General features: G+C 73.3%; 20 protein-coding genes. 12 read left to right on the top strand and 8 right to left on the bottom strand.

What is annotated here, in order from left to right; all coding sequences use genetic code 11:
• Positions 1–46: 46 nt before the first annotated feature.
• Complete coding sequence (locus ESZ52_RS06920) at positions 47–1,231, top strand: acyl-CoA dehydrogenase family protein (RefSeq protein ID WP_131104284.1); 1,185 nt, start codon at positions 47–49, stop codon at positions 1,229–1,231.
• 64 nt (positions 1,232–1,295) lie between these two features.
• Here ESZ52_RS06920 and ESZ52_RS06925 read toward each other — a convergent pair whose 3' ends face one another.
• Positions 1,296–2,072 carry an NAD-dependent epimerase/dehydratase family protein gene (locus ESZ52_RS06925; protein ID WP_131104285.1) on the bottom strand — a complete coding sequence of 259 codons (777 nt, stop codon included), beginning with the start codon at positions 2,070–2,072 and terminating at the stop codon, positions 1,296–1,298.
• 116 nt (positions 2,073–2,188) lie between these two features.
• On the opposite strand from ESZ52_RS06925, the gene ESZ52_RS06930 reads away from it, so the two are divergent.
• A complete protein-coding gene (locus ESZ52_RS06930; RefSeq protein WP_131104286.1) occupies positions 2,189–2,734 on the top strand; it encodes a GNAT family N-acetyltransferase in 546 nt (181 codons plus the stop codon).
• 53 nt (positions 2,735–2,787) lie between these two features.
• Here ESZ52_RS06930 and ESZ52_RS06935 read toward each other — a convergent pair whose 3' ends face one another.
• Positions 2,788–3,798 (bottom strand): YeiH family protein, encoded by a 1,011-nt coding sequence (locus tag ESZ52_RS06935; RefSeq protein WP_181009954.1) that lies wholly within the window; start codon positions 3,796–3,798, stop codon positions 2,788–2,790.
• 204 nt (positions 3,799–4,002) lie between these two features.
• On the opposite strand from ESZ52_RS06935, the gene larC reads away from it, so the two are divergent.
• A complete protein-coding gene (gene larC, locus ESZ52_RS06940) occupies positions 4,003–5,343 on the top strand; it encodes a nickel pincer cofactor biosynthesis protein LarC (RefSeq protein ID WP_131104288.1) in 1,341 nt (446 codons plus the stop codon).
• Here larC and larB read toward each other — a convergent pair.
• Genes larB through gndA form a run of 3 tightly spaced genes read right to left on the bottom strand, consistent with a single transcriptional unit; the run spans position 5,334 to position 8,366 of the window.
• Positions 5,334–6,083 (bottom strand): nickel pincer cofactor biosynthesis protein LarB, encoded by a 750-nt coding sequence (gene larB / locus ESZ52_RS06945; RefSeq protein WP_425600038.1) that lies wholly within the window; start codon positions 6,081–6,083, stop codon positions 5,334–5,336. The two genes, larC and larB, sit on opposite strands and share 10 nt — an antisense overlap.
• Positions 6,084–6,091: 8 nt before the next feature.
• Positions 6,092–6,943 (bottom strand): ATP-dependent sacrificial sulfur transferase LarE, encoded by an 852-nt coding sequence (gene larE / locus ESZ52_RS06950; protein WP_238154501.1) that lies wholly within the window; start codon positions 6,941–6,943, stop codon positions 6,092–6,094.
• Entirely contained in the window at positions 6,933–8,366 is a 1,434-nt protein-coding gene (gene gndA, locus ESZ52_RS06955; RefSeq protein ID WP_238154519.1) for an NADP-dependent phosphogluconate dehydrogenase, read from the bottom strand. The genes larE and gndA overlap by 11 nt, the downstream gene beginning before the upstream one ends.
• Positions 8,367–8,605: 239 nt before the next feature.
• On the opposite strand from gndA, the gene ESZ52_RS06960 reads away from it, so the two are divergent.
• Positions 8,606–9,616 (top strand): LacI family DNA-binding transcriptional regulator, encoded by a 1,011-nt coding sequence (locus ESZ52_RS06960; RefSeq protein ID WP_131104291.1) that lies wholly within the window; start codon positions 8,606–8,608, stop codon positions 9,614–9,616.
• Here the strand turns inward: ESZ52_RS06960 and ESZ52_RS06965 are convergent.
• Positions 9,606–10,901 (bottom strand): lactate racemase domain-containing protein, encoded by a 1,296-nt coding sequence (locus ESZ52_RS06965; protein WP_131104292.1) that lies wholly within the window; start codon positions 10,899–10,901, stop codon positions 9,606–9,608. The genes ESZ52_RS06960 and ESZ52_RS06965 overlap by 11 nt on opposite strands.
• A 174-nt stretch (positions 10,902–11,075) precedes the next feature.
• Between ESZ52_RS06965 and ESZ52_RS06970 the strand changes: the two genes are divergently transcribed.
• From ESZ52_RS06970 to ESZ52_RS06995, 6 genes are read left to right on the top strand one after another with little or no spacing between them, the layout of a single operon-like run.
• Positions 11,076–12,089: a TRAP transporter substrate-binding protein gene (locus tag ESZ52_RS06970; protein WP_131104293.1), complete on the top strand. Its 1,014-nt coding sequence runs from the start codon at positions 11,076–11,078 to the stop codon at positions 12,087–12,089.
• A 7-nt stretch (positions 12,090–12,096) separates the two neighbouring features.
• Positions 12,097–12,654, top strand: coding sequence for a TRAP transporter small permease (locus tag ESZ52_RS06975; protein WP_131104294.1), 558 nt, complete (start codon positions 12,097–12,099; stop codon positions 12,652–12,654).
• Positions 12,654–13,958, top strand: coding sequence for a TRAP transporter large permease (locus ESZ52_RS06980; protein ID WP_131104295.1), 1,305 nt, complete (start codon positions 12,654–12,656; stop codon positions 13,956–13,958). The genes ESZ52_RS06975 and ESZ52_RS06980 overlap by 1 nt, the downstream gene beginning before the upstream one ends.
• A gap of 5 nt (positions 13,959–13,963) precedes the next feature.
• Positions 13,964–15,421: a glucuronate isomerase gene (gene uxaC, locus ESZ52_RS06985; protein WP_238154500.1), complete on the top strand. Its 1,458-nt coding sequence runs from the start codon at positions 13,964–13,966 to the stop codon at positions 15,419–15,421.
• A complete protein-coding gene (locus ESZ52_RS06990; RefSeq protein WP_131104296.1) occupies positions 15,418–16,869 on the top strand; it encodes a mannitol dehydrogenase family protein in 1,452 nt (483 codons plus the stop codon). The genes uxaC and ESZ52_RS06990 overlap by 4 nt, the downstream gene beginning before the upstream one ends.
• Complete coding sequence (locus ESZ52_RS06995) at positions 16,866–17,327, top strand: SixA phosphatase family protein (protein ID WP_131104297.1); 462 nt, start codon at positions 16,866–16,868, stop codon at positions 17,325–17,327. The genes ESZ52_RS06990 and ESZ52_RS06995 overlap by 4 nt, the downstream gene beginning before the upstream one ends.
• A gap of 12 nt (positions 17,328–17,339) precedes the next feature.
• On the opposite strand, the gene ESZ52_RS07000 is transcribed toward ESZ52_RS06995, so the two are convergent.
• Entirely contained in the window at positions 17,340–18,557 is a 1,218-nt protein-coding gene (locus ESZ52_RS07000) for a winged helix DNA-binding domain-containing protein (RefSeq protein ID WP_131104298.1), read from the bottom strand.
• 77 nt (positions 18,558–18,634) lie between these two features.
• On the opposite strand from ESZ52_RS07000, the gene ESZ52_RS19865 reads away from it, so the two are divergent.
• Positions 18,635–21,367: a DEAD/DEAH box helicase gene (locus tag ESZ52_RS19865; protein WP_131104299.1), complete on the top strand. Its 2,733-nt coding sequence runs from the start codon at positions 18,635–18,637 to the stop codon at positions 21,365–21,367.
• Positions 21,368–21,453: 86 nt separating this feature from the next.
• The gene (locus ESZ52_RS07010; protein ID WP_131104300.1) at positions 21,454–22,080 is read left to right on the top strand and encodes a cobalamin B12-binding domain-containing protein; all 627 of its coding nucleotides are present in this window, start codon (positions 21,454–21,456) and stop codon (positions 22,078–22,080) included.
• 3 nt (positions 22,081–22,083) lie between these two features.
• Here ESZ52_RS07010 and ESZ52_RS07015 read toward each other — a convergent pair whose 3' ends face one another.
• Positions 22,084–23,148 (bottom strand): NAD(P)/FAD-dependent oxidoreductase, encoded by a 1,065-nt coding sequence (locus ESZ52_RS07015; protein WP_202865421.1) that lies wholly within the window; start codon positions 23,146–23,148, stop codon positions 22,084–22,086.

Consider the following 23,148-nt stretch of genomic DNA (forward strand, 5'->3'; position numbering starts at 1 on the left):
TAATCTTCCGAACATTGTTAGGTATCACCGATCCGGGAGTATCGCCATGGCACCGAAGACAGCTGTTTCCCCCCTCGACCTGTTCGCGATCGACCACCTCGTGGACGAGGAGGAGCGCGACATCCAGCGGACCGTGCGGGAGCTGGTGACCGAGCGGATCAAGCCGCACCTCGCCGAGTGGTACGAGGCCGGGCACGTGCCGGTGCGCGAGCTCGCCCCGGAGCTGGGCGCCCTCGGCCTGCTGGGGATGCACCTGGAGGGGTACGGCTGCGCCGGGACCAGCGCGACGGCCTACGGGCTGGCCTGTCTGGAGCTGGAGGCCGGCGACTCCGGCATCCGCTCGCTGGTCAGCGTGCAGGGGTCGCTGGCGATGTTCGCGATCTGGCGGTGGGGCTCGGAGGAGCAGAAGCAGCAGTGGTTGCCGCGGATGGCGACCGGCGAGGCGATCGGCTGCTTCGGCCTGACCGAGCCGGACTTCGGCTCCAACCCGGGAGGGATGCGGACCCGCGCCGTGCGCGACGGCAGCAACGGCGACTGGGTGCTCACCGGCACCAAGATGTGGATCACCAACGGCTCGGTCTCCGACGTGGCCGTGGTGTGGGCGCAGACCGACGAGGGCGTCCGGGGCTTCGTCGTCCCGACCGACAGCCCCGGTTTCTCCGCCCCCGAGATCACCAGGAAGCTCTCGCTGCGCGCGTCGATCACCAGCGAGCTGGTCCTGGACGGGGTGCGGCTGCCCGCCGACGCCGTCTTCCCCGAGGTGCGCGGCCTCAAGGGTCCCCTGTCCTGCCTCAACGAGGCCCGCTTCGGCATCGTCTTCGGCGCGGTGGGTGCCGCCCGCGACAGCCTGGAGGCGACCATCCGCTACGCGCAGGAGCGGGACATCTTCGACAAGCCGCTGGCCGCGTACCAGCTCACCCAGGCCAAGGTGGCCGACATGGGCCTGGAGCTGGGCAAGGCGATGCTGCTGGCGCTGCACCTGGGACGGCTCAAGGACGAGGGCACGCTGGTCCCGGACCAGATCTCGCTCGGCAAGCTCAACAACGTCCGCGAGGCGATCAAGATCGCCCGCGAGTGCCGCGCCGTCATGGGGGCCGCAGGCATCACGCTGGAGCACCCGGTCCTGCGCCACGCCAACAACCTGGAGTCGGTGCTGACCTACGAGGGCACCTCCGAGGTGCACCAGCTGATCATCGGCCAGGCGCTGACCGGGCACTCCGCCTTCCGCTGAGCCGCGTCGGCCGGGGCGGCACACCCTCGGCGGGCATGCTTCGGTGCTCGCGGTCCGCCCTGGTTCAGGAGTCGGCCGGCCAGTCGTCCGGCACCGACGCGCCGCCCTCGACGACGTCCTCCTGCTCGCCGGGCTGCTCGGTCCAGGAGTCCCGCGGGCGGTAGCCGAGCTCGAGCATGGTGTTGGTCAGGTCCCAGCGCCGGTTGGGGTTGTCGGAGATGGCGTAGTAGAGCCCGAAGGTGACCTCGGCCTCGATGGCGCGGCGGAAGACCTGCTCGGTGTCGTCGGGGCTGAGCCACATCGCGCGCAGCACGTCCTCGTCGGCCAGCGTCGGGTCGCCGGACATCCAGCCGATGCGCAGGGCGATGAAGTCCAGGCCGTGCTCGTCGTGGTAGAACCGGCCCAGGACCTCGCCGAAGGCCTTGGAGACCCCGTAGAGGGAGTCGCCACGAGGCAGGTGGTGGGGGTAGACCGGCCACCGCTCCTGCCGGTCGTACATCCCCATCGCGTGGTTGCTGGAGGCGAAGACCACCCGGCGGACCCCCGCCTCTCGAGCCGCCTCGAGGACGTTGCGCAGGCCGATGATGTTGGCGCCCAGCACGTCCTCCCAGGAGGACTCCGGCGAGGCCGACCCGGCGAGGTGCAGGACGGTGTCGACCCCGTCCATCAGCGCCCGGACCTGCTCGTAGTCCTCGAGGTCGGCCTCCTGCAGGCTCTCCTCCTGCTCCTCGGTGCGCGGGGTGCGGCCGTGCTGCACCAGGTCGTAGTCGTCGCGAAGCCGGTCGGCGAGCAGCAGACCGATCTCCCCGGTGGCACCAGTGATGAGGACACGTCGTGGCATGGCCCCAGTCTGGGTCAGCAGGCGCGCTGCCGCGAGCCTGAGGCTCACGCACCGGCTGCTCCTAGAGTGGGCGGGTGCGACGGAGCGAGGGAGGCAGCGAGGAAAGTAGGGCAGGCATGGACCTGTCGTTCAGCAGGGCCGGGCCGGCCGACGTCGAGGCCGTCCAGACGGTCTACCGGCAGATCATCGACCACCTGGCGGTGACGGTGGACTTCCCGCACTGGCACACCGAGAACCACCCGACCCCGCACCAGGTGGAGCAGTGGGTCCGGGCCGGTGACCTGTACGTCGCCGTCACGCAGCGCGGCGACCCCGCCGCGGAGCGGGTCGCCGGCGCGGTGGTGCTCGACCACCAGGCGCCTGAGGCCTACGGGGCAGCGCCCTGGGCGATCGAGGCGGGCACCGAGGAGGTGCTCGTGGTGCACGTGCTCGGTGTCGCCCCCGACTTCCTCCGTCGGGGGGTAGCCAGCTTCCTTGTCGAGGCCTCGCTCGACCTCGCACGGCAGAAGGGCTGCCGGACGGTCCGGCTGGACGCCTACGTCGAGAACCTCCCGGCCCGCGAGCTGTACACCCGCCACGGCTTCACCGACCTGGGGGTGCACACCGTGCGCTACGAGGGGACCGACCTGAGCCGGTTCCACCTCTTCGAGCGCGTCCTCTGACCCAGGTCGGCTCGAGGTGGACGACGTCGCCGCGGCCTCGTCGTGCATGGCGGCTACAGGAGCAGCAGCAGGAGCAGGGGGACGACCAGCGCGATGCCCGTCGACGCGGCCGAGAGCCCCAGCACGGCCGGCGGCAGGGGGAAGAGCCGACGGACCCGGATGTCCAGGCCCAGGCCGAACATGCCGGCGGCGAGCAGGAAGGTGCCCAGGCTGGTGATGGGGTCGAGGGCGGCCTCCGGGAGCAGCCCGACCGAGCGGGCCAGCGCCATGAGCACGAAGCCGACCAGGAACCACGGCACGAAGTCCCGCAGGCGCACGGCCGACCGGTCGCCGCGAGGGCTGCCCTCCCGAGCGCTGCCCTCCGACCGGCTGCTCTCGCGGCGGAGGGCGCCGAGGTAGGCCAGGACGAGCAGGGCCACCCGGCCCAGCTTGATGGTGGTGGCCGCGGTGAGGGCGACGCCGGCGGCGCCGCCCACCAGCGAGGCCGCGACGACGACCTGGGCCACCTCGTGGATGCTGGCGCCGACCCAGATCCCCACGTCCTCCGCCCCCAGGCCCAGCGCACCCCCGAGCCAGGGCACGACGAAGGTCATCACGGTCCCGAAGATCGTCACCATGGCCAGCGCCAGGGCCACGTCCTCGTCCCGTCGCCGGATGCTGCCCTCCACCGCGGCGATCGCCGCGGCGCCGCAGATGGAGAACCCGGCCGCGGTCATCGTCACCAGCCCCCGCGGGAGGCCGAGCCGGTCCCCGATGACGCAGGTGAGGGTGAAGACGGAGAGCACCGTCACCACGATGACGAGCAGCCCGGTGAGACCGAGCGCGGCCAGCGCCGACCACGACAGCAGGGCGCCCAGCGCCACGATGCCCAGACGCAGCAGGGTCTTCGCGGCCTTCTGCGGACCCTTCAGGCCGTGCTCCGGCATCAGCGGGCTGTTGGCCACCGCGATGCCCAGGACCATGGACCACAGCAGCGGGCTGACCGTGGGGACGAACCGACCGACGAGGACGGAAACCAGGGCCGCCACCAGGGCTGGCCAGGCGTGCCCGAGAAGACGGATCACGGGAATGGTCTGGACCAACTCACAGCCTCTCCCGCTCAGGTGCCGGCGTCCGCCTGCGATCGGGTCCGCCCGGCGTCTCGTCCGGGCGTCATTGTGCCTGCGCACCGCACCCCGGACCAACTCGTGTCGCAGGGAGGTGCGAGGTGGTCCTCACCTGTGGGTTGGATCGGTGAGTTGCATCGGTGAGTTGCATAGGGTGGGCAGATGCCATCGTTATGGATCGACGCGTCGGCCGGGGTGGCGGGTGACATGCTGCTGGCGGCGCTGCTCGAGGCCGGTGCCGACCTCGAGGTGGTACGGGCGGCAGTGGCAGCAGTCGTGCCGGGGGAGGTACGCATCGAGACGGCCCCCGTGCGCAGGGCCGGGCTGGCCGCGACCCGGTGCACCGTCACGCCCGACGCGCCGGCCGGGCACCACCGACCCTGGACCGAGATCTCCGCGCTGCTGCGGGACGCAGCGCTCGCCCAGCCGGTCCGGGATCTCGCGTATGCGGCCTTCCTCGCCCTGGCCAGGGCGGAGTCCGCGGCGCACGGGGTCCCGGAGGAGGAGGTGCGCTTCCACGAGGTCGGCGCCTGGGACTCGATCGCCGACGTGGTCGGGGTCGCTGCGGCCGTGCACGACCTGGGGGTGACCCGCACCAGCGCGACGCCGGTGGGGCTCGGCTCGGGCACGGTCGACACCGCCCACGGCCGGATGCCGGTGCCCGTACCGGCGGTGGTGCGCCTCCTGGCGGACGGGCCGCTGACGGCCGCACCGGACGACGGGCTGGTGGGGGAGTGCGCGACGCCCACCGGGGTGGCGATGATGGTCGCCCTGGCGCCGCACGTGGCGCCGACGCCGGCCGGGAGGGTGCAGGCGGTCGGCGTCGGCGCAGGTGGGCGCGACACCGCCGGCCGCGCCAACGTGGTGCGGGTCGTCCTGCACGAGGACGTCGACGGAGCGCATCGGCACCGCGACGGCGGACTCGAGAGCCGACCATGGGGCGAGCACTGGAGCGAGCACGGGAGCGAGCGAGGGAACGGGCAGGAGGGGGAGCGGCCCGCTGGCTCGGGGCAGGAAGGCTCGGAGCACGACCATGAGCAGACCCTGGTCGAGCTGGCGGCCAACGTGGACGACCTGGACCCGCGCGTGTGGCCCAGCGTGATCGAGACCGTCCTGGCGGCCGGGGCCCTGGACGCCTGGCTGGTGCCCGTACACATGAAGAAGGGCCGGCCGGGCGTCATCGTCCACGCCCTCGCCGAGCCGCACCTGCGGGCCGGTCTGGTGGAGGTGCTGGTGCGGCATACCCCGTCCTTGGGGGTGCGCTGGCATCTCGTCACCCGCGCGGCGCTGGGGCGCCGGTGGGAGCGGGTCGAGGTCCCCGGGGGCAGCGTGCGGGTCAAGCTGGGTCTGCGCGAGGGTGAGGTGGTGACCGCGACGCCCGAGCTCGAGGACGCCCGGATGGTCGCGGAGGCCACGGGCCAGCCGCTGCGTGCGGTGCTGCGGGCTGCGGAGGCTGCGGCCGCGGGGGCGGCCTGGTCGACCGACCCGCCGGCTCAGGGCTGAGGGAGGTCCGCCGCGATCTGCGCGGCCAGGTGCCCGCCACCGTAGCCGTTGTCGATGTTGACCACGGCCACGCCAGGGGCGCAGCTGGTCAGCATCGTGAGCAGCGCCGCCACCCCGCCGAAGGCGGCGCCGTAGCCCACGGAGGTCGGCACCGCGACGACGGGGACGCCGACCAGGCCGGCGACCACGCTGGGCAGGGCGCCGTCCATCCCGGCCACGACCACGATCGCCCGCACCGCCGGGTGCCGCAGCTCCTCCGTCCGCGCAAGGATCCGGTGCAGACCGGCCACCCCGACGTCGACGATGAGCCTGGTCTCCCGCCCCAGGTGCCGCGCCGTGAGCTCGGCCTCCCGTGCTACCGGCAGGTCCGAGGTGCCGGCCGCGACGACGATCACCCGTCCACCGCTGGGCGCTGGCGGCTCGGCCGGCCAGGCCACCACGCGAGCGGTCTCGTCGTGGGCGGCGTCGGGCAGCTCGGCGAGGACGGCGGCGGCCCGGTCCGCGTCGACCCGGGTGAACAGCACGGGCCCCGGGGTGCCCGACTCCCGCCACCGCAGCGCGATCCGCCGCACCTGGTCGGGCGTCTTGGCGTCGCAGAGCACCGCCTCGGGATAGCCCCGCCGCCGTCCGCGCTCGAGGTCGAGGTCGAGGTCGGGATCGCGCGCTTCCGGGTCGCGCACAAAGTGCGTCGCCGAGTCGCTCGGGTCGCTCGGGTCGCTCGGGTCGCTCGGGTCGCTCACCGGCTCTCTCACCGGGTCCCGTCCGAGAGTCCCAGTGCTTCCAGGGTGAACCGGCCGGACTGCAGCCCGCCCGGGTCGAGGATGACCTCGGCGAAACCGATCTGCCGCAGCTGGGCGGTGAGGGGTTCCCGAGCGGCCAGCAACGTCTCCAGGTGGGCCATCGGCACCTCCACCCTGGCGGTGTCGCCGTGGTGCCGCACCCGCACCTCGGGGATGCCGAGTGCAAGCACCGCGTCCTCGGCCGCCTCGACCTGGGCCAGCTTCTCCGGCGTGACCTCCTGGTGGTGGGGGATCCGCGAGGCCAGGCACGGCGAGGCAGGGGTCTGCGCCGTCGGCAGCCCGAGCCACGCGGCAACCTCCCGCACCGTCTTCTTGTCCATCCGGGCGTCCGCCAGGGGCCGCAGCACCCGGTGCTCGGTGGCGGCGCCGGAACCGGGCCGGTCGGGGCGCAGCGCGTCGTCGGCGTTCTCGCCGTAGGCCACCGCGTCCAGCCCGTGCTCGGCCACCAGCTCGGCAGAGATCACCGTGAACAGCTCGTCCTTGCAGAAGTAGCACCGGTCGACCCCGTTGCGTCGGTAGTCATCCCGGTCCATCTCCCGGGTCCGGACTTCGACCATGCGGGCACCCAGGCCCTCTGCCTGGGCGCGGGCACGGGCATGGTCGCGGCCGGCCAGGCTGGCCGACACACCGGTCACCGCCAGGACGCGGTCCGGTCCGAGCAGGCGCAGCGCCAGCGCCAGGAGCACCGAGGAGTCGACACCACCGGAGTAGGCCACGCCCAGCCGCCCCACGCCGTCCACCGCCCGGGCGAAGGCGTCGACGTGCGCGCGCAGGTGTGCCGGGACCGGCTCAGGAGCCAATCTTGAGCTCGGAACGGTCCCCGGACCAGTCGGTGTGGAAGCTGCCCTCGTCATCGACCCGACCATACGTGTGGGCCCCGAAGTAGTCACGCTGTCCCTGCACCAGGGCGGCGGGCAGACGCGGGGCCCGCAGGGTGTCGTAGTAGGCCAGCGCGGCGCCGAAGCCCGGCAGCGGGACGCCCGCGGCCGCGCCGACGCCCACCACGCGCCGCCACCCGTCCTGGGCCTGCTCCAGCCCGTCCCGGATCGAGGGGGCCTCGAGCAGCGTGGTCAGCTGCTGGGCGGCATACTCACCGCGGATGCGCTCCAGCAGCCTGGCCCGGATGATGCAGCCGGCGCGCCAGATGCGCGCCACCTCGGCGATGTCGACGTCCCACCCGTAGCTGTCCGAGGCGACGCGGATCAGGTGCAGGCCCTGCGCGTAGGCGACCACCTTGGCCGCCCACAGCGACTGGCGCACCTGCTCGACGAAGGCGTCCAGCCCCTGCCCCTCGCCGCCCTGAGGGGTCTGCAGGTAGGCCGTGAGGTCGCGGTCCGGTCCGGCGAGGGCCGGCTGGGCCGCGGCCCGCAGCTCGGGGTGGCTGGAGGCGGAGCGGGCGAAGACGGACTCGGCGATCGCGTTGACCGGGACCCCCAGCTCGAGGGCGGCCTGCACCGTCCAGCTGCCGGTGCCCTTCTGCCCGGCGGCGTCGACGATGGAGTCGACCAGCGGGCCGCCGGTGCGGGCATCGTCCTGGGCAAGCACCTCGGCGGTCACTTCGATGAGGTAGGAGTCCAGGTCGCCCTCGTTCCAGGAGCGGAAGACCTGGGACATCGCCGCCGGCTCCATCCCGGCCGCGCGGAGCAGGTCGTAGGCCTCGGAGATGAACTGCATGTCGGCATACTCGATGCCGTTGTGCACCATCTTGACGAAGTGGCCGGCGCCGTCCGGGCCGATGTGGGTGCAGCACGGCTCGCCGTCCACCTTCGCCGAGATGCTCTCCAGGATCGGGCCGAGCGCGGCGTAGGACTCGACGGAGCCGCCCGGCATGATCGAGGGGCCCTCCAGGGCGCCGACCTCACCGCCGGAGATACCGACCCCGACGAAGTGCAGCCCGTGCGCGCGCAGCGCCTCCTCGCGCCGGCGGGTGTCCTGGTAGCGGGCGTTGCCGCCGTCCACCACGATGTCCCCCTCCTGCAGCAGGGGGACGAGGGAGTCGATGACCGCATCGGTGCCCGCCCCGGCCTGGACCATGATGATGATCTGCCGCGGCCGGGCCAGCGAGTCGACGAACGCCTCCAGGTCGCCGGTCAGCACGAAGGTGCCTTCGGTGCCGTGCAGGTCGATGACCTCCTGGGCCCGGGACTGGGTGCGGTTGTAGATCGCGACGGCGTGCCCGTTGCGGGCCAGGTTGCGGGCCAGGTTGCGCCCCATCACCGCCATCCCGATGACCCCGATCTGGGCGCTGCCGGTGGCGGGCAGCTGCGCGCTGCGCTCCGGATCGGGGCCGGATGCCGCGGACTGTGCGCGCCCGGGGCGGGCAGGGTGGTCAGGGTTGGCGGGGTGGGTGCTCGACATGGGTGCCTCCTGGGGACGGGGTGTGCCTGCCTCTCATCCTGTCCGCCGGGGCGCTCCTGACGCTGCCGGTTGCCACAAGTTGCCGCGAGACTACGGTGGGCTGCATGAGCGGTGCCGCTGCCGACCCCACCCCGGTGACGATCTACGACGTCGCCCGGGAGGCGGGGGTCCATCCGTCCACCGTGAGCCGGACGTTCTCCCGGCCAGGGCGGGTCAGCAGCCAGACCGCGGCGCGGGTGCACGAGGTCGCCGAGCGGCTGGGCTACCGCCAGGACGTGCCGTTCCGGCTGCCGGGGCGCTCCCGCAGCCACGTCATCTGCCTGGTGGTCAGCGACATCACCAACCCCTACTACCTCGGCATCATCCGCGGTGCCGAGCGCGTGGCCGCGGCGGCCGACTACAGCCTCGTGGTGACCGACGGCCGGGAGTCCTCCACGCACGAGCGGCAGGTGCTCAGCCGCAACCTGCCGGGGTCGGACGGCATCATCATCACCTCCTCCCGGCTCTCGGACAAGGAGCTGCGCGGTCTGGCCCGCGAGGTGCCGCTGGTCGTCGTCAACCGCCGGGTGCCCGGCCTGCCGTGCGTGCACCCGGACAACGCGCGCGGCATCCGGCGGTCCGTGGAGCACCTCGCCTCGCTGGGCCACACCTCTATCGGCTACGTGGCCGGCCCTGCCGCGTCGTGGGCCGACGGTGCCCGCTGGCGGGCCGTCCGGGAGGCCTGCCATGAGCTGCTGCTCACCGACGTGCGGGTGGGCCCGGTGGCCCCGACCATGGCCGGGGGACGTGCGGCGGCGCAGGAGATCGTCCGCCGCGGGCTGACCGCGGTCCAGACCTACAACGACATGGTCGGCATCGGGGTGCTGCGCGGCCTGCGGGAGCTGGGCGTGGACGTGCCGGGGGAGGTCAGCGTCGTCGGCTTCGACAACACCCTGCCCGCCGAGCTGGTGACGCCCGGCCTGACCACGGTCGCGCAGCCGGTCACCGTGCTGGGGGAGACGGCGGCCCGGGCGGTCATCGCCCAGGCGACCGGTGAGGCCACCGGCCGCGAGCTGACCCAGGTGGTGCCGGTGCGGCTCGTGGAGCGCGGGTCGACCGGGCCGGTCAGGTCCTGAGCCGGAAGAGGATCTCCCCGGCGTTGTGGATGACGGTGGTGCCCGGCTCCTGCGCCAGCTCCTCCAGGTCGATGGTGTCCGGGTCCAGGTAGCCCAGGTTGACCTGCTCGCAGGTCTCGCGAGGGATGCCGGTCGCCAGCGTCACCGAGATCCGCAGGTGCTCCTCCCCCGTCCCCGGGTCGTAGGTGCCCTGCCCCCGTAGGTGCGTGGAGTGGGCCAGCACCCCCCAGGGGACGTCCTTGAACTTCTCCCACTGGGTCAGGAAGTAGTCCCGGCAGTGGTAGCCGATCTCGTAGATCTCCGGGTGGGTCTCGGAGACCTCCGTGACGTGCGGGGCGTAGATGACGACCTCGCCGCCGTCAGCGATCGCCGGCTCGGTCTTGTAGCCACCCTTGGCGGCCGTCCAGATGTCGTCGTAGCGGGTCGGCATCACGGCGATGACCCGTTGGAAGGGCTCATCCAGCCAGGTGACGTGGGTCGCCGAGGCGATCGCCGCCGTCTGCTCCCACGCGTCCTCCGGCGTGCCGAAGGCGGCCGCCTCGAGCTCGCCGGAGCCGGACTGGACCACGCAGCACAGCGCCAGGCGCAGGGTCGGGATCATCGAGGCACCCTCGTTGATCATCGCCCGCACCGGGGTGATGCCGGTCGTGCCGATGATCTCGGTGGAGGTGATCAGCGCACCGACCCAGTGCGTCATGTCGATGAACGCCTGGCTGGAGACGCCGGGGATGAAGTACTTGTTGCCGCCGGAGATGCCCACCACCTCGTGCGGGAACACCGGACCCACGACGATCGCCACGTCCGACTCGACCACGTGCCGGTTGATCACGATGGGGGCGTCCTCCTCGAGCCGGCCCTCGGACAGCTCGGCGATGCGGGCGGCGGGGATGGTGCCCACCTGCACCAGCATGTCCGGGTCTGCCCACTCGTGGTTGACCACCCGCAGGCCCGGGTAGGCAGCCTCCAGGCTCTCGGGCTGGCCGGGCCCGCCCACCCCGAAGTGCCGGTCGATCTCCTCGGGCTCCATGTAGGAGTGGGTGCCCAGGGCGATGACCGCGGTGAGCGAGCCGACGATCGGCGACAGGTGCCGGTGCAGCGTCCCCACCAGCAGCGGCAGGGGGCACGAACGCGTGTGGTCCGGCACGACGAGGACGACGTCGCGACCGCTGAGGCTGTCGCCCAGCCGCGCCACCTGCTCGACGACGAGGGCGTCCAGCTGGTCGTCGCTGACCTGCTCGTGCGGACCGCCGACGAGGCGGCAGGGGATCGGGTCGGTGGAGCTCATGTTCTCACCCTAGGCCTGGTGCGCCTGCCGGGCGTGGCGACGGCCGAAGACAGTCCGCAACCGACGGCAACAGTTGGCAACAGCGTGCTACGGAGCCGTCCGAGTTGCCAGGATGGCCGGACGGTCAGGTCGCCGGAGCCGCGGGCTGACCCATCGACGAAAGGCGGCACAGCAGTGCGGATCACACCAGCCGGAGGGGCGTTCGCGCTCGCTGCGGCGCTCACGCTCACCCTCTCCGCGTGCGGGGGCGAGACGGCGGCCGGCGGTCAGGACCGCGCCATCCTGCGCCTGGCCCTGAACCAGGCCGAAGGCCACCCGAGCTACGTCGCGCTGCAGAACTTCAGCGACCGGCTCGAGGAGCGCACGGACGGCCGGGTGTTCATCGACGTCTACGCCAACGAGACGCTCGGCGCCCAGGCCGAGGCGCTGCAGCTGGTCTCCGACGACATCATCGCCCTGGCGATCGTCTCGGGCACGCAGCTGGAGAACCTGCACCCCGACTTCGTGGTGTTCAACATGCCGCGGGTCTTCGACGACGTCGAGCACCAGCTGACGGTCGTCAACGACCCCGCGATCGTCGGCGACCTCTACACCTCGCTCGAGGACAGCGAGAACTTCACCGTCCTCGGCGGCCTCACCCAGGGCTCGCGCCACCTCTACACCTCCCGGCCGGTGACCGAGCCGGCGGACATGGCGGGCCTGAAGATCCGCGTGCAGGAGAGCCCCCTGCACCTGGCGATGATCAACGCCATGGGCGGGTCCGCGACGCCGATGGCGTACGGCGAGGTCTACACCGCGATGCAGTCCGGCGTGCTGGACGGGGCCGAGAACAACGAGGTCTCCTACGTCACCCAGAAGCACTTCGAGGTGGCGCCTCACCTGTCGCTGACCAACCACCTGGTGGGCCTGGACTACCTCATCATCAACAGCGACACCCTCGACGGCCTGGAGCAGCAGGACGAGCAGGCCTTCCTGGAGGAGTGGGAGGCGGCATACCTGGAGCACGCGGAGCTGTGGGCCGAGGCCACCGAGGAGGCGGTCGAGGAGGCCCGGGCCGGTGGGGCGCAGATCCACGAGGTGGACGACCAGGCTTTCACCCAGGCCCTCGAACCGCTGCAGGAGCGCTTCCTGACCACCCCGGCCCAGCAGGCCCTGTTCGACGCCGCGCGCGCCGCGGCCGAGGAGTGAGCACGCCATGACCGTCGTCAAGAGAACCCTCGACGAGGTGCTGAAGTGGGCCTCGATCGTCCTCTTCGCCGCCCTCGTCGTCATCGTGGTGTGGCAGGTGGTCAGCCGCACGCTGGGCTCGGCCAGCACCTGGTCGGAGGAGGCGGCGCGCTACACCTTCGTGTGGCTGGGCTTCTTCGCCAGCGCACTGGTCTTCTCCGAGAAGGGCCACATCGCCGTGGACTTCCTGGTCCGCAAGCAGCCGTTGAGGGGTCAGCTGGTCACGGCCGTCCTCGCCCAGCTGTCCGTCCTGGCCTTCAGCGGCCTGGTGCTGGTCTGGGGCGGGCTGCGCGCCAGCACGGGCGCCTGGAACCAGCAGCTGTCCTCGCTGCCCGGCACGGTGGGCCTCATGTACACGGTGATGCCGCTGACGGGCATGATCATCGCCTTCTTCGCGGCCTACCACCTCGTCGAGCTGGTGCGGGGCGAGGAACCGCCGTACCCGGCGGACGTTGACGCTGACGACCGCCCGGCCGAGGCCGAGGTCCGGATGGACCTGCCCGAGCGGGGCCAGGTGAACCTCTGATGGATCTCGTCACCCTCGCCGCCCTGGTCCTCTTCGCGGGCATCGTCGTCTCGATCATCCTCGGCTTCCCCATCGCCGTCGGGATCGGGCTGTCCTCGCTGGCCGCCGCCGCCGTCTTCCTCGGCCCCGAGCGGGCCGTCTTCCTCACCGCCCAGCGCATGTTCACCGGCACCAACAGCTTCCCCTTGCTGGCCATCCCCCTCTTCGTGCTGGCCGGGGCGTTGATGAACACCGGCGGGATCGCCGCCCGCCTCATCGACGCGGCCAAGGTGCTCACCGGCCGCCTGCCCTCCTCCCTGGCCGCGACCAACGTGGTCGCCAACGGGCTGTTCGGCTCGGTCTCCGGGGCGGCGGTCGCCGCGGCGGCCGCGGTCGGCACCGTGACCCAGCCGAGGATGCGCGAGGAGGGCTACAACCGGGCGTATGCCGCCGCGGTCAACGTGGCCTCCGCCCCCGCCGGGATGCTCTTGCCCCCGAGCAACACCTTCATCGTCTACTCGCTGGTGAGCAGCACCTCGATCGCCGCGCTGTTCATGGCGGGCGTCGGTCCGGGCCTGGTCTGGCTCATCGCCTGCCTGGGCGTGGTGATGTTCATGCACAAGCGGTGGGGTGTCGCCGACCAGGGGGAGCGCCCCACTCTCGGCCAGGCGCTGCTGGTGCTGTGGCGGGCGGTGCCGTCCCTGCTGATGATCTTCATCGTGGTCGGCGGCATCCTGGCCGGCTGGTTCACCCCCACCGAGTCGGCGGCCATCGCGGTCGTCTACTGCCTGGTGCTGGGCTTCGCCTACCGCCAGCTGACCGCCGCCAAGCTGCCCGGCGTGCTGGCCGAGTCGGCCCGCACCACCGCGATCGTCATGCTGCTGGTCGGGGTCTCCTCGGCGTTGTCCTTCATGATGGCCTTCGCCCGGATCCCGGAGTTCGTCTCCGACCTGCTGCTGGGGCTGACCACCAACCCGCAGGCCATCCTCATCATCATGATGATCATCCTGCTGGCCGTCGGCACCTTCATGGACCCGACCCCCGCCATCCTGATCTTCACCCCGATCTTCCTGCCGATCGTCATCACGATGGGCATCGACCCGATCCACTTCGGCGCGATCATCGTCTACAACCTCTCCGTCGGGGTGATCACCCCGCCGGTGGGCAACGTCCTCTTCATCGGTGCCCGGGTCGCCGGGCTGCGCATCGAGCCGGTGACGGGCAAGCTGCTGTGGTTCCTGGCAGCGATCATCGTCGGACTGTTCGTCGTCGTCTTCGTCCCGCAGCTGTCGATGTGGCTGCCCACCGTGCTAGGACTGGTGTGACCCCCATGACCAACCCGACCAACATGACCAACCCGACCAACCCGACCACCTCCGGTGCGACGCTGTCCCTCCACCCGGACCGGTTGCTCCCGGCCGACCCGGGCACCCGGGCGGTGGCCAGGTCGCTCTACGAGCACGTGGCCGACCTGCCGATCATCTCCCCGCACGGGCACGTCCCGCCGGCCTGGCTGGCGCAGGACACGCCGTTCCGGGACCCGGCCTCGCTGCTCATCACCCCCGACCACTACGTCACCCGGATCATGCACGCCAGCGGTGTGGACCTGGCTGACCTGGGGGTGGGGCAGGGGGACCTGTCCGAGGAGGCCTCCCGCCGGGCCTTCCGGCTGCTGTGCGAGCACTGGCCCGCCTACCGGGGGACCCCGATGCGGCTGTGGCTGGAGCAGCAGCTGGTCGAGATCTTCGGCGTGGACGTGGTGCCGTCGCCCGAGACGGCCGACCAGGTCTACGACGCCGTCGCCGACTGGATCGGTCGGGAGTCCTCCCGGCCGCGGGCGCTGATGGAGCAGTTCGACATCGACTTCCTGGCGACCACCGACGACCCGTGCGACGACCTGGAGCACCACCGGCACCTGGCCGAGGACGGGTCGTTCACCCGCACGGTGGTGCCGACCTTCCGCCCGGACAAGTACCTCGAGCCGGCGGCCGCCGGGTGGGTCGACGACGTCGACCGGCTCGCCGAGGTGAGCGGGTCCGACACCGGGACGTATGCCGGGTGGGTCGCCGCGATGGAGAACCGCCGGACGTTCTTCAAGGAGCGGGGAGCGGTCTCCACCGACCACAGCCACCGCGACCTGGGCACCGAGCCGCTGGAGGACGCCGAGGCCGAGCGGCTCTACGCCCGGGCCCGCGCCGGGCAGATCTCCGCGGAGGACGGTGCCCGGCTGCGGCGGCACATGGTGGCCGAGATGGTGCGGATGGCCACCGAGGACGGGTTGACGATGACCTTCCACCCGGCCGTCTTCCGCAACCACCATCCGGGGACCTTCGCCCGGTACGGCGCGGACGTGGGTGCCGACATCCCCGTCTCCGTGGAGGCCACGCGGGCCCTGCAGCCCGCGCTGGCCCGCTACGGCACGCACCCCAACCTCACCCTGGTGCTGTTCACCATGGACGAGACCATCTTCTCGCGCGAGCTCGCCCCGCTGGCCGGCTTCTACCCCAGCGTGCGCATCGGCGTGCCGTGGTGGTTCATCGACGCACCGGAGTCCATCAAGAGGTTCCGGGCGGCGGTGACCGAGTACTCCGGCTTCACCCGCACCTCCGGCTTCATCGACGACACCCGGGCCTTCCTGTCCATCCCGGCGCGACACGACATGGCCCGCCGTCTGGACTGCGGCTTCCTCGCCGAGCTGGTCACCCAGCACCGGCTCAGCGAGGAGGAGGCTCACGAGACCGCCGCATACCTCGTCTCGACCCAGCCGCGGGAGGTGTTCGGGCTGTGAGCACGCGACTGAGCCGGACCCGCCCGGCCCCGCCGGTGCGCATGGTGCACCTCGGGCTGGGTAACTTCTTCCGCGCCCACCAGGCGTGGTACACCCACCGGGCCAACACCGGCCGCCCGGTGGAGGAGCAGTGGGGGATCGCCGCCTTCACAGGACGCTCGAGGGGGGTGGCCGAGCAGCTGTCCGCGCAGGAGGGGCTCTACACCCTGATGGTCGACGGCGCCGACGGGCCCCAGGCCGAGGTGATCGAGAGCGTGGTGGAGGCCTGGCCCGGGACCGACCTGGACGCCTGGCACCGCTGGCTGGCCGCTCCTGAGGTGGCGATCCTGACCACGACGGTGACCGAGGCGGGCTACCGCGCCGGGACCGACGGCGGCCTCGACCTGCAGGACGCCGAGGTGCAGGCGGACCTGCAGGCGTGGCGCTCCGGCGACCGTGGCGCCCTGACCACGATGCCGGTGAAGGTCGCCAGCGGGCTGGCCGCCCGGCGGGCGGCCGGGGCGGGCGGGCTGACGATCGTGCCGTGCGACAACCTGCCCGGCAACGGCGCCGTCGCGCGCGGGGTCGTCCTCGGCGCGGCGCGTGAGCTGGACCCGCAGCTGGCGGCGTGGGCGGAGGAGCACGTCGGCTTCGTCACCACCGCGGTGGACCGCATCACCCCGCGGCCGACGCCGGAGGATGAGCAGCGGGCCGAGGAGCTCACCGGCGTCGCCGACCCGGCCGTCGTGGTGACCGAGCCGTTCGCGGAGTGGGACCTGGCCGGCGAGTTCGTCGCGGGCCGCCCGGCCTGGGAGGAGGCCGGGGCCGTCCTCACCGACGACGTGCGCCCGTTCGAGACCCGCAAGCTGTGGCTGCTCAACGGGGCGCACTCGCTCCTGGCCTACGCCGGCCCCCTCCGCGGCCACCAGACGGTGGCCGCGGCGATGGCCGACGAGGTCGTCGAGGCGTGGGTACGCCAGTGGTGGGAGGTGGCCATCCCGCACCTGAGCCGACCGGAGCCGGAGCTGCGCGAGTATGCCGAGGCCCTCGCCGAGCGGTTCGCCAACCCCGCGATCAAGCACCTGCTGGCCCAGATCGCGGCCGACGGCTCGCAGAAGCTCCCGGTCCGCATCGTGCCGGCGCTGCGGGCCGGCAGCGAGGCCGGCGCGAACGCCGCCGACGGGGAGCTGGACGGCGGCCTGCGCGCGATCGCTGCCTGGGTCCTGCACGCGCGTGGTGCCGGTGCACCGCTCGTGGACGCCGACGAGGCGCAGGTGCGCGAGCTGGTGTCGGGCGAGCTGGCCGAAGCGCTGACCCGGGTGCTGCGGCACTGGGGGCTGGACCTGGGCCTGGCGGTGCAGGCCCAGGAGCTGGCTGCGGAGGTCAGCGACGGCACTGACGGCACTGACGGCACTCACGACACCGACGACACCGACGACACCGACGGCGCGGGAAGCGGGGGCGGGTGACCCGCACGCTGGTGGTCATGCGGCACGGCAAGTCGGACTGGTCCGTCAACGCCAGCGACCAGGACCGACCGCTCACCGAGCGCGGCCGCCGTCAGGCCGCCGAGGCGGGCCGGTGGCTGGAGCACCACGGAGGTGCCTTCGACGTCGCGCTGGTCTCGCCGGCCGAGCGGGCCAGCACGGCGTGGACGCTCGCGTCGGCCGAGCTCTCCGAACCGCCCCCGGTGCGCACCGAGGGGCGGGCCTACACCTTCGACGGGCTGGAGCTGCTGGGCCTCGTGCGCTCCCTGCGCGAGGAGCGGGGGGTGGTGCTGGTCGGCCACAACCCGGCGTGCGAGGAGATGCTGGAGCTGCTCACCGGGCAGCGCCCGGAGATGAAGACCTCCGCGCTGGCGGTGGTGGAGCTGCCCGACTGGCGCTCGCCGGGCCGGCTGGTGACGCACGGGCGACCGCCGCCCTGACCGCGACCTGGCTCAGGGCAGCGGCTCGCCCTTCATCAGCGCCGACTTGTACACGTTGGTGATGACGGTCCCGTCCAGCCAGGTCGTCAGACGGCCCGCCGCCGCGTCGAGGGCCTCGTGGGCGTCGGTGCCCAGGTCCTTGCCCAGGTCCACATCGGGGGCAGGCACGATGCGCACCACCCCCTCGTGGTCCTGGACCCAGGCGCCGACCACGCGGCCGTGCCACCAGGCCGTGGTGCCGCCGTTGCCGTTGCTGTCGAAGAGGTAGGCCGTGCGCCCCGGGTCCAGGTAGAAGTGGCGTTCCTTCCACCCCATCGTCGTCGGGTCGAGACTGGGCAGCAGCGCGGCCCAGGGCTCGACGTCCGCCTCCTCCTCCAGGTCGTCCGGCAGCAGCCACCCGGTCCGGTCCCGCTCCAGGGCGACCTCCACGGCCTCCACGTCGGCCAGGGCCGTCCGGGCCGCCGTCTTGGTCGAGCCCAGCCACCACTGCACGTCCTCCACGGTGCCGGGCCCGAAGGTGCGCAGCCAGCGGCGCACGAGCTCGGCATACCCCTCCCGCGGCGGGACGGGTGCGACCGTCCCACCGAGCCAGTCGGTCGTCAACGTCCAGGTGGGCCGTGAGGTGCGCCAGTGCACGTCGTTGGGGCCGCGCACGATCCGTCCCTCGGCACCGAGGGTGGTGAGCACCCGGGGCGCGATGTGCACCGTGCCGCCGTACTTCTTGTCCAGGGCGAAGGTGACGGTCCCGGCCAGGGCCGGCAGCTCCTCCCGCAGCTGACGGGCGGTCCGGGGGCCGGCGCCGGCCAGGTGCTCCAGGACCGCGGCGCACGCCTGCTCCAGCCAGGCCGCGCCCTCCCCGAGGGGTGCGATGCCGTACTGCTCCACGTCGCGGGCGACGAGACGCCGCTGCTCGGCGGCCACCCTGGCCGAGGCGCTGCCGAGGGCGGCGGGCAGCAGGTCGCGGGGGAAGACGAAGAGCGTGCGCCGCATGGCGAGCTGCTTGACGACGGTGCGCTCCTCGTACAGGGCGCGCTCGACGTCGACGACCGACTCCTCGGTGCGCGCCTGGACCGACAGGTGGACGCTGGAGGCGTCGGTCGCGTGCAGCACGGTCATGGCGCGGGTGGCGGCCAGGGTGTCGGGCACCCGGTGCCTGGGGTGCACGGCGTGCCGTCGGGCCAGGCGGGCCCGGCGCTCCCGGTCGGTGACGAGGCGGGCTGGTGTGCTCACCGGACCAGCATGGTGGACCGCGGGCCCGATCCGCACCCCTCGGCTCGATGTCGCGGGGGTGTCGGCATGATGTCGGCATGAGCGAGCCGATCGACCGCGCCCGGTTGCACGAGGCGGTCGAGGCGGGGGAGCGGCTCGCGCCGCGGGCCCGGCGGGTGCTGGGCCACCGGGACCGGGCGCTGTCCCAGGCTGCTGCAGCTCGTCAGCGGCTGCTCTCCACCGCCGTGGGCCTGCGCCACGCGGGGCTCAGCTGGCGCGTGCTCCCGCTCGGACCGGAGGACGGAGACCGGTTGGGGCAGCTGGCCGCGGCCACGGGGCTGACCCGGCTGACGTCCGAGCAGGAGACCGCGATCCGGGACCTGGCCCAGGAGGTGCCCCGGGCGGTCGACCAGACGCGGGTGCTGCGCGGGCTGCGCCGCGTCTTCTCCCTCGCCCGGCAGCGCGAGGCGGCCGAGCCGGTCGCGCGCCGGCTCCTGGAGGGGTATGCCTTGTGGGGCGGCGAGCAGGTCGGCCGGCTGCTCGACCAGATGGAGGCGCAGGGCCGTGAGCCGGCGTTGCCCGTGGCGCTGGAGCAGGCGCTCTCCCCGGCGCTGGGGCTCGTGGGCCAGCTCGTCGCGCCCGGGCAGGACCTCAGCCCGGGCGCCGTGAAGCTCGCCGGGCAGCAGGCCGGGGAGTCCGGCGCAGCCAGCCGCTCGGCACCGCCGCGACGGCAGGCCGTAGTGCCCGTCGGAGAGCTGTCGGCCCTGCCGGCGGCCGTCCGCCTGGTCGCCCCGGTCATCGCCCAGGAGCCGGCCGCCAGGCAGGCCGCCCTCGACGCCGGCGAGGCGGTGCGGGCGGACGCCGCGGCGCGGCTGCTGGCGCTGATGCCGGTCGACCGGCTCCGGGAGGCGACCCGGGAGCGGCTGCGCGTCAACGCGCTCGTCGACGCCGGCATCACGACGGTTGGTGCGGCGCTGGGCCAGGGGAACCGGCTGGCCCGCATCGACGGCGTGGGGGAGCTGACGGCACGGCGGATGCTCGGCGCCGCCGAGACCCTGCGCGCGCTGGCCCAGGACGACGCCACGGTAACCGTCGACCCGCACGACCGCACCCCGCAGGCGGCCCGCCTGCTGACGGCACTGCATACCTGGGAGGTGGTGCGGCAGGCGGCCAAGGCGGCCGACCTGGTCGCGCTGGCCCAGACCCTGCAGCCGCTGGCGGACCGAATGGAGGGCGCCACCCACCTCGCGGTCGCCAGCGACGGGCCCACGGCGGGGGACCTGCGGGCCCTCGCGCTGCCCCTGCTGGAGCAGGCCCACGACCTGCAGGCCGCGCTGCACCAGGCCCGGGACGAGGACCCGTGGGACGACTTCCTGCGCCGGCCGGCGGACTACTACGCGCTGCTGTCCGAGCTGGGCCTCGTCGAGGAGACCGGCACCCACGGCGACCTGCCCGACGACGTCGTCGAGGCCGTCCGCGCCCAGGATCTGGACACCAGCCTCCTGCGTGTCTCGCTGCGCGGCTACCAGAGCTTCGCGGCCCGGTTCGCGCTCGTGCAGCGCAAGGTGCTCATCGGGGACGAGATGGGCCTGGGCAAGACGATCGAGGCGCTGGCCGTGCTGACCCACCACGCGGCCGAGGGGGGTCGCTGGTTCCTCGTCGTGTGCCCGGCTGCGGTGGTGACCAACTGGGTCCGGGAGGTCGGGCAGCGCACGGACCTGGCCGCCCGCAGGGTGCACGGGAACGGCCGCGACGAAGCCCTCGGGCGGTGGCGGACGGAGGGTGGCGTGGCGGTGACCACCTACACGACGCTGGGTCTGGTGTGGCCGCAGCTTGACGGCTTCGAGCTGGACGGGCTCGTCGTCGACGAGGCGCACTACGTGAAGAACCCGGAGGCGAAGCGGTCGCAGCGGGTGGGCGCGCTGGCGGCGCGGACGCAGCACGTGATGCTGCTCACCGGCACGCCCCTGGAGAACCGGACGGCCGAGTTCGAGGCGCTCGTGGGCTACCTGCGCCCCGACCTGCGCGAGGGTCTGCAGGGCCGCGAGCGCTCGGCCGCCGACTTCCGGCGCGCGGTCGCGCCGGTCTACCTGCGCCGCAACCTGGAGGACGTGCTCGTGGAGCTGCCCGACCTGGTCGAGGTCGACGAGTGGCTCGAGCTGTCCTCGGCCGATGAGACGGCCTACCGGGACGCCGTGGCCGAGGGCAACTTCATGGCGATGCGCCGCGCCGCCTTCGCCGCCGGGGACGACTCGGCCAAGCTCCAGCGGCTGGTCGAGCTGGTGGAGGAGGCCGAGGACAACGGCCGCCGGCTGCTGGTCTTCTCCTACTTCCGCGACGTGCTCGACCAGGTGGCGCGGGCCCTGCCCGGGCCGGTCTTCGGCCCGGTCACCGGGTCGGTGCCGGCCGCGGAGCGGCAGCGGATCGTCGACGACTTCGGTCGCGCCGAGGGCGGCGCCGCACTGGTCGCCCAGATCCAGGCCGGCGGGGTAGGGCTGAACATCCAGGCCGCGTCCGTCGTCGTCCTGTGCGAGCCCCAGGTCAAGCCCACGACCGAGTGGCAGGCGGTGGCCCGAGCCCGCCGGATGGGCCAGCTGGAGACGGTGCAGGTCCACCGGCTGCTCGCCGAGGACAGCGTCGACGAGCGGATGGTGGAGCTGCTCTCGGGCAAGAGCGAGATCTTCCACCAGTTCGCCCGGGTCAGCGAGACCGCCCAGGCTGCTCCGGAGGCCTATGACGTCAGCGAGGCGGACCTGGCCCGGCAGGTGGTCGCGGCCGAGCGGGAGCGGCTCTTCCCCGGCGGAGTGATGGAGCCGGCCTCGTCGGCGTGACGATCGCCTGACCGCATCGCCTGACCCGATCGCGCGACCCGATCGCGCGCAGGATCGCGTGAACGGGCCCGTGCCAGAATCAGGCAGTGACCTCCTCCTCATCGGCCCAGTCCGAGCTGTATGCCGCGCTGGTCGGCTTCGACGAGGCGCGGGCCGTGCGGGTGCTGGAGGAGCAGCGGGAGCGGGCCGGCCTGCAGGGGCTGGTGGGGGAGCTGGTCATCCCGGTCATGCGCCAGCTCGGCGAGGGGTGGGCGCGCGGTAAGGTCACCGTGGCCCAGGAGCACCTGTCCACGCAGCTGGTCCGCTCCTACCTGGACTCCCTGCGCCGGCCACCGGTGGACGAGGGGCCCCAGGCCTGGCTCGCCTGCCCGCCCCGAGAGCTGCACGACCTGCCGCTGCTCGCCCTCGGCCTGCTGCTGTGGGAGCAGGGCTGGCAGATCCGCTTCTTCGGGGCGAGCACCCCGCTGCACGACCTGCTACGGGGCGTGCGGATCGCCCGTCCGGAGCTCGTGGTGATCTCCGGCGACGAGCCGCGCTGGCTGCTGCGGTCCGAGGTGCCGCTGGGGCTGATCGCCGCCGAGACGACGCTGGCCCTGGGTGGGCGAGCCGCCCAGTCGGTCGGTGCGCGGCTGCCCGGGACGGTGCTTCCGCCTGATGTCGTCATGGCGGCGCAGGAGCTGGGTGCCTGCGTGCTCGAGGCGCGGGCCGGCTGAGCCTCACCGCCCGTCCGCGAGCTGGCGCACGGCGCCCCGGTAGAGGGCGGGTACCCGGGCCGCGGCCGGCACGACGAGCCGGCGGACCGTGCGCTGGCCCGAGGCGGCCAGCAGCGAGCGGGTCAGCAGCGTGCTCCGGCGCCCCAGGGCAGGCGCACGACGCGCGTACGCCAGGGGTGTGCCGGCCAGGACGGCGTCCACGGCGGCGAAGGCCTGGGCGGTGCCCAGGGTCAGACCCTCCCCGGTGAGGGCGTCGACATACCCCGCGGCGTCACCCACGAGCAGGACCCGGCCGCTGACCGTAGACCGCACCCGCTGGCGCAGCGGCCCGGCGCCCCGCACGGCCGAGACCGGCTCGCTCCCGGCGAGGCGCCCGGCGAGCGCCGGGAAGTCCGTCCACCCCGCGTCGAACCGCCCGGGCGGCCGGCTGAGCAGGGCCACGCCCACCAGGTCGTCGGCAACCGGGGTGACGTAGGCCTCCGCGTCCCGGCTCCAGTGCACCTCCACCCCGTCGCTCCACGGCGCGACGGCGTAGTGGGCACGCAGCCCGAACCGGCGTGCCCCGGGACGGGCCGGCCGCTCCAGGCCCAGGGCGCGGCGCGTGGGGGAGTGCAGCCCGTCGGCGGCCACCACGAAAGCTGCCGTGAGCGCCTGCCCGTCCGCGGTGCGGACCCGCGCCGGCCTGGCCCGGTCCCGGGCGTCACCGGGCTCGATCCCGACCATCCGGGTATGCCGCACCTGCACGCCCGCGTGCTCCGCCGCCTCGAGCAGGGCGGCGTGCAGCACGGTGCGACGGACGCCGCGGCCCGGCCGGGTCAGCGGGGCGCGGACCCGGTGCCGGCCGTCGGTGTAGACGATGCCGGCGAGGTCATGGCCGTCCGGGTCGACCCCCACCTGCCCGAGGCGGTCCAGCGCGGCCGGCATCAGGCCCTCGCCGCAGGCCTTGTCGACGGGCCCGCGGCGGGGCTCGACCACCGTGACGGCCAGGCCGGCGTCCGCGGCCCGCAGTGCGGTGACCAGGCCGACCGGGCCACCGCCGACGACCAGCAGGTCCACGTCGGGACCCAC

It is taken from the genome of Ornithinimicrobium sufpigmenti, from assembly GCF_004322775.1.
In the GTDB taxonomy this organism is placed as follows: domain Bacteria; phylum Actinomycetota; class Actinomycetes; order Actinomycetales; family Dermatophilaceae; genus Ornithinicoccus; species Ornithinicoccus sufpigmenti.

Bases quoted from the DNA above. Each gene is read 5' to 3' on its own strand.
- ESZ52_RS06920 (WP_131104284.1), top strand. From the start codon at position 47: ATGGCACCGAAGACAGCTGTTTCCCCCCTCGACCTGTTCGCGATCGAC.
- ESZ52_RS06925 (WP_131104285.1), bottom strand. From the start codon at position 2,072: ATGCCACGACGTGTCCTCATCACTGGTGCCACCGGGGAGATCGGTCTG.
- ESZ52_RS06930 (WP_131104286.1), top strand. From the start codon at position 2,189: ATGGACCTGTCGTTCAGCAGGGCCGGGCCGGCCGACGTCGAGGCCGTC.
- larC (WP_131104288.1), top strand. From the start codon at position 4,003: ATGCCATCGTTATGGATCGACGCGTCGGCCGGGGTGGCGGGTGACATG.
- gndA (WP_238154519.1), bottom strand. From the start codon at position 8,366: ATGGCGGTGATGGGGCGCAACCTGGCCCGCAACCTGGCCCGCAACGGG.
- ESZ52_RS06960 (WP_131104291.1), top strand. From the start codon at position 8,606: ATGAGCGGTGCCGCTGCCGACCCCACCCCGGTGACGATCTACGACGTC.
- ESZ52_RS06965 (WP_131104292.1), bottom strand. From the start codon at position 10,901: ATGAGCTCCACCGACCCGATCCCCTGCCGCCTCGTCGGCGGTCCGCAC.
- ESZ52_RS06975 (WP_131104294.1), top strand. From the start codon at position 12,097: ATGACCGTCGTCAAGAGAACCCTCGACGAGGTGCTGAAGTGGGCCTCG.
- ESZ52_RS06980 (WP_131104295.1), top strand. From the start codon at position 12,654: ATGGATCTCGTCACCCTCGCCGCCCTGGTCCTCTTCGCGGGCATCGTC.
- uxaC (WP_238154500.1), top strand. From the start codon at position 13,964: ATGACCAACCCGACCAACATGACCAACCCGACCAACCCGACCACCTCC.
- ESZ52_RS19865 (WP_131104299.1), top strand. From the start codon at position 18,635: ATGAGCGAGCCGATCGACCGCGCCCGGTTGCACGAGGCGGTCGAGGCG.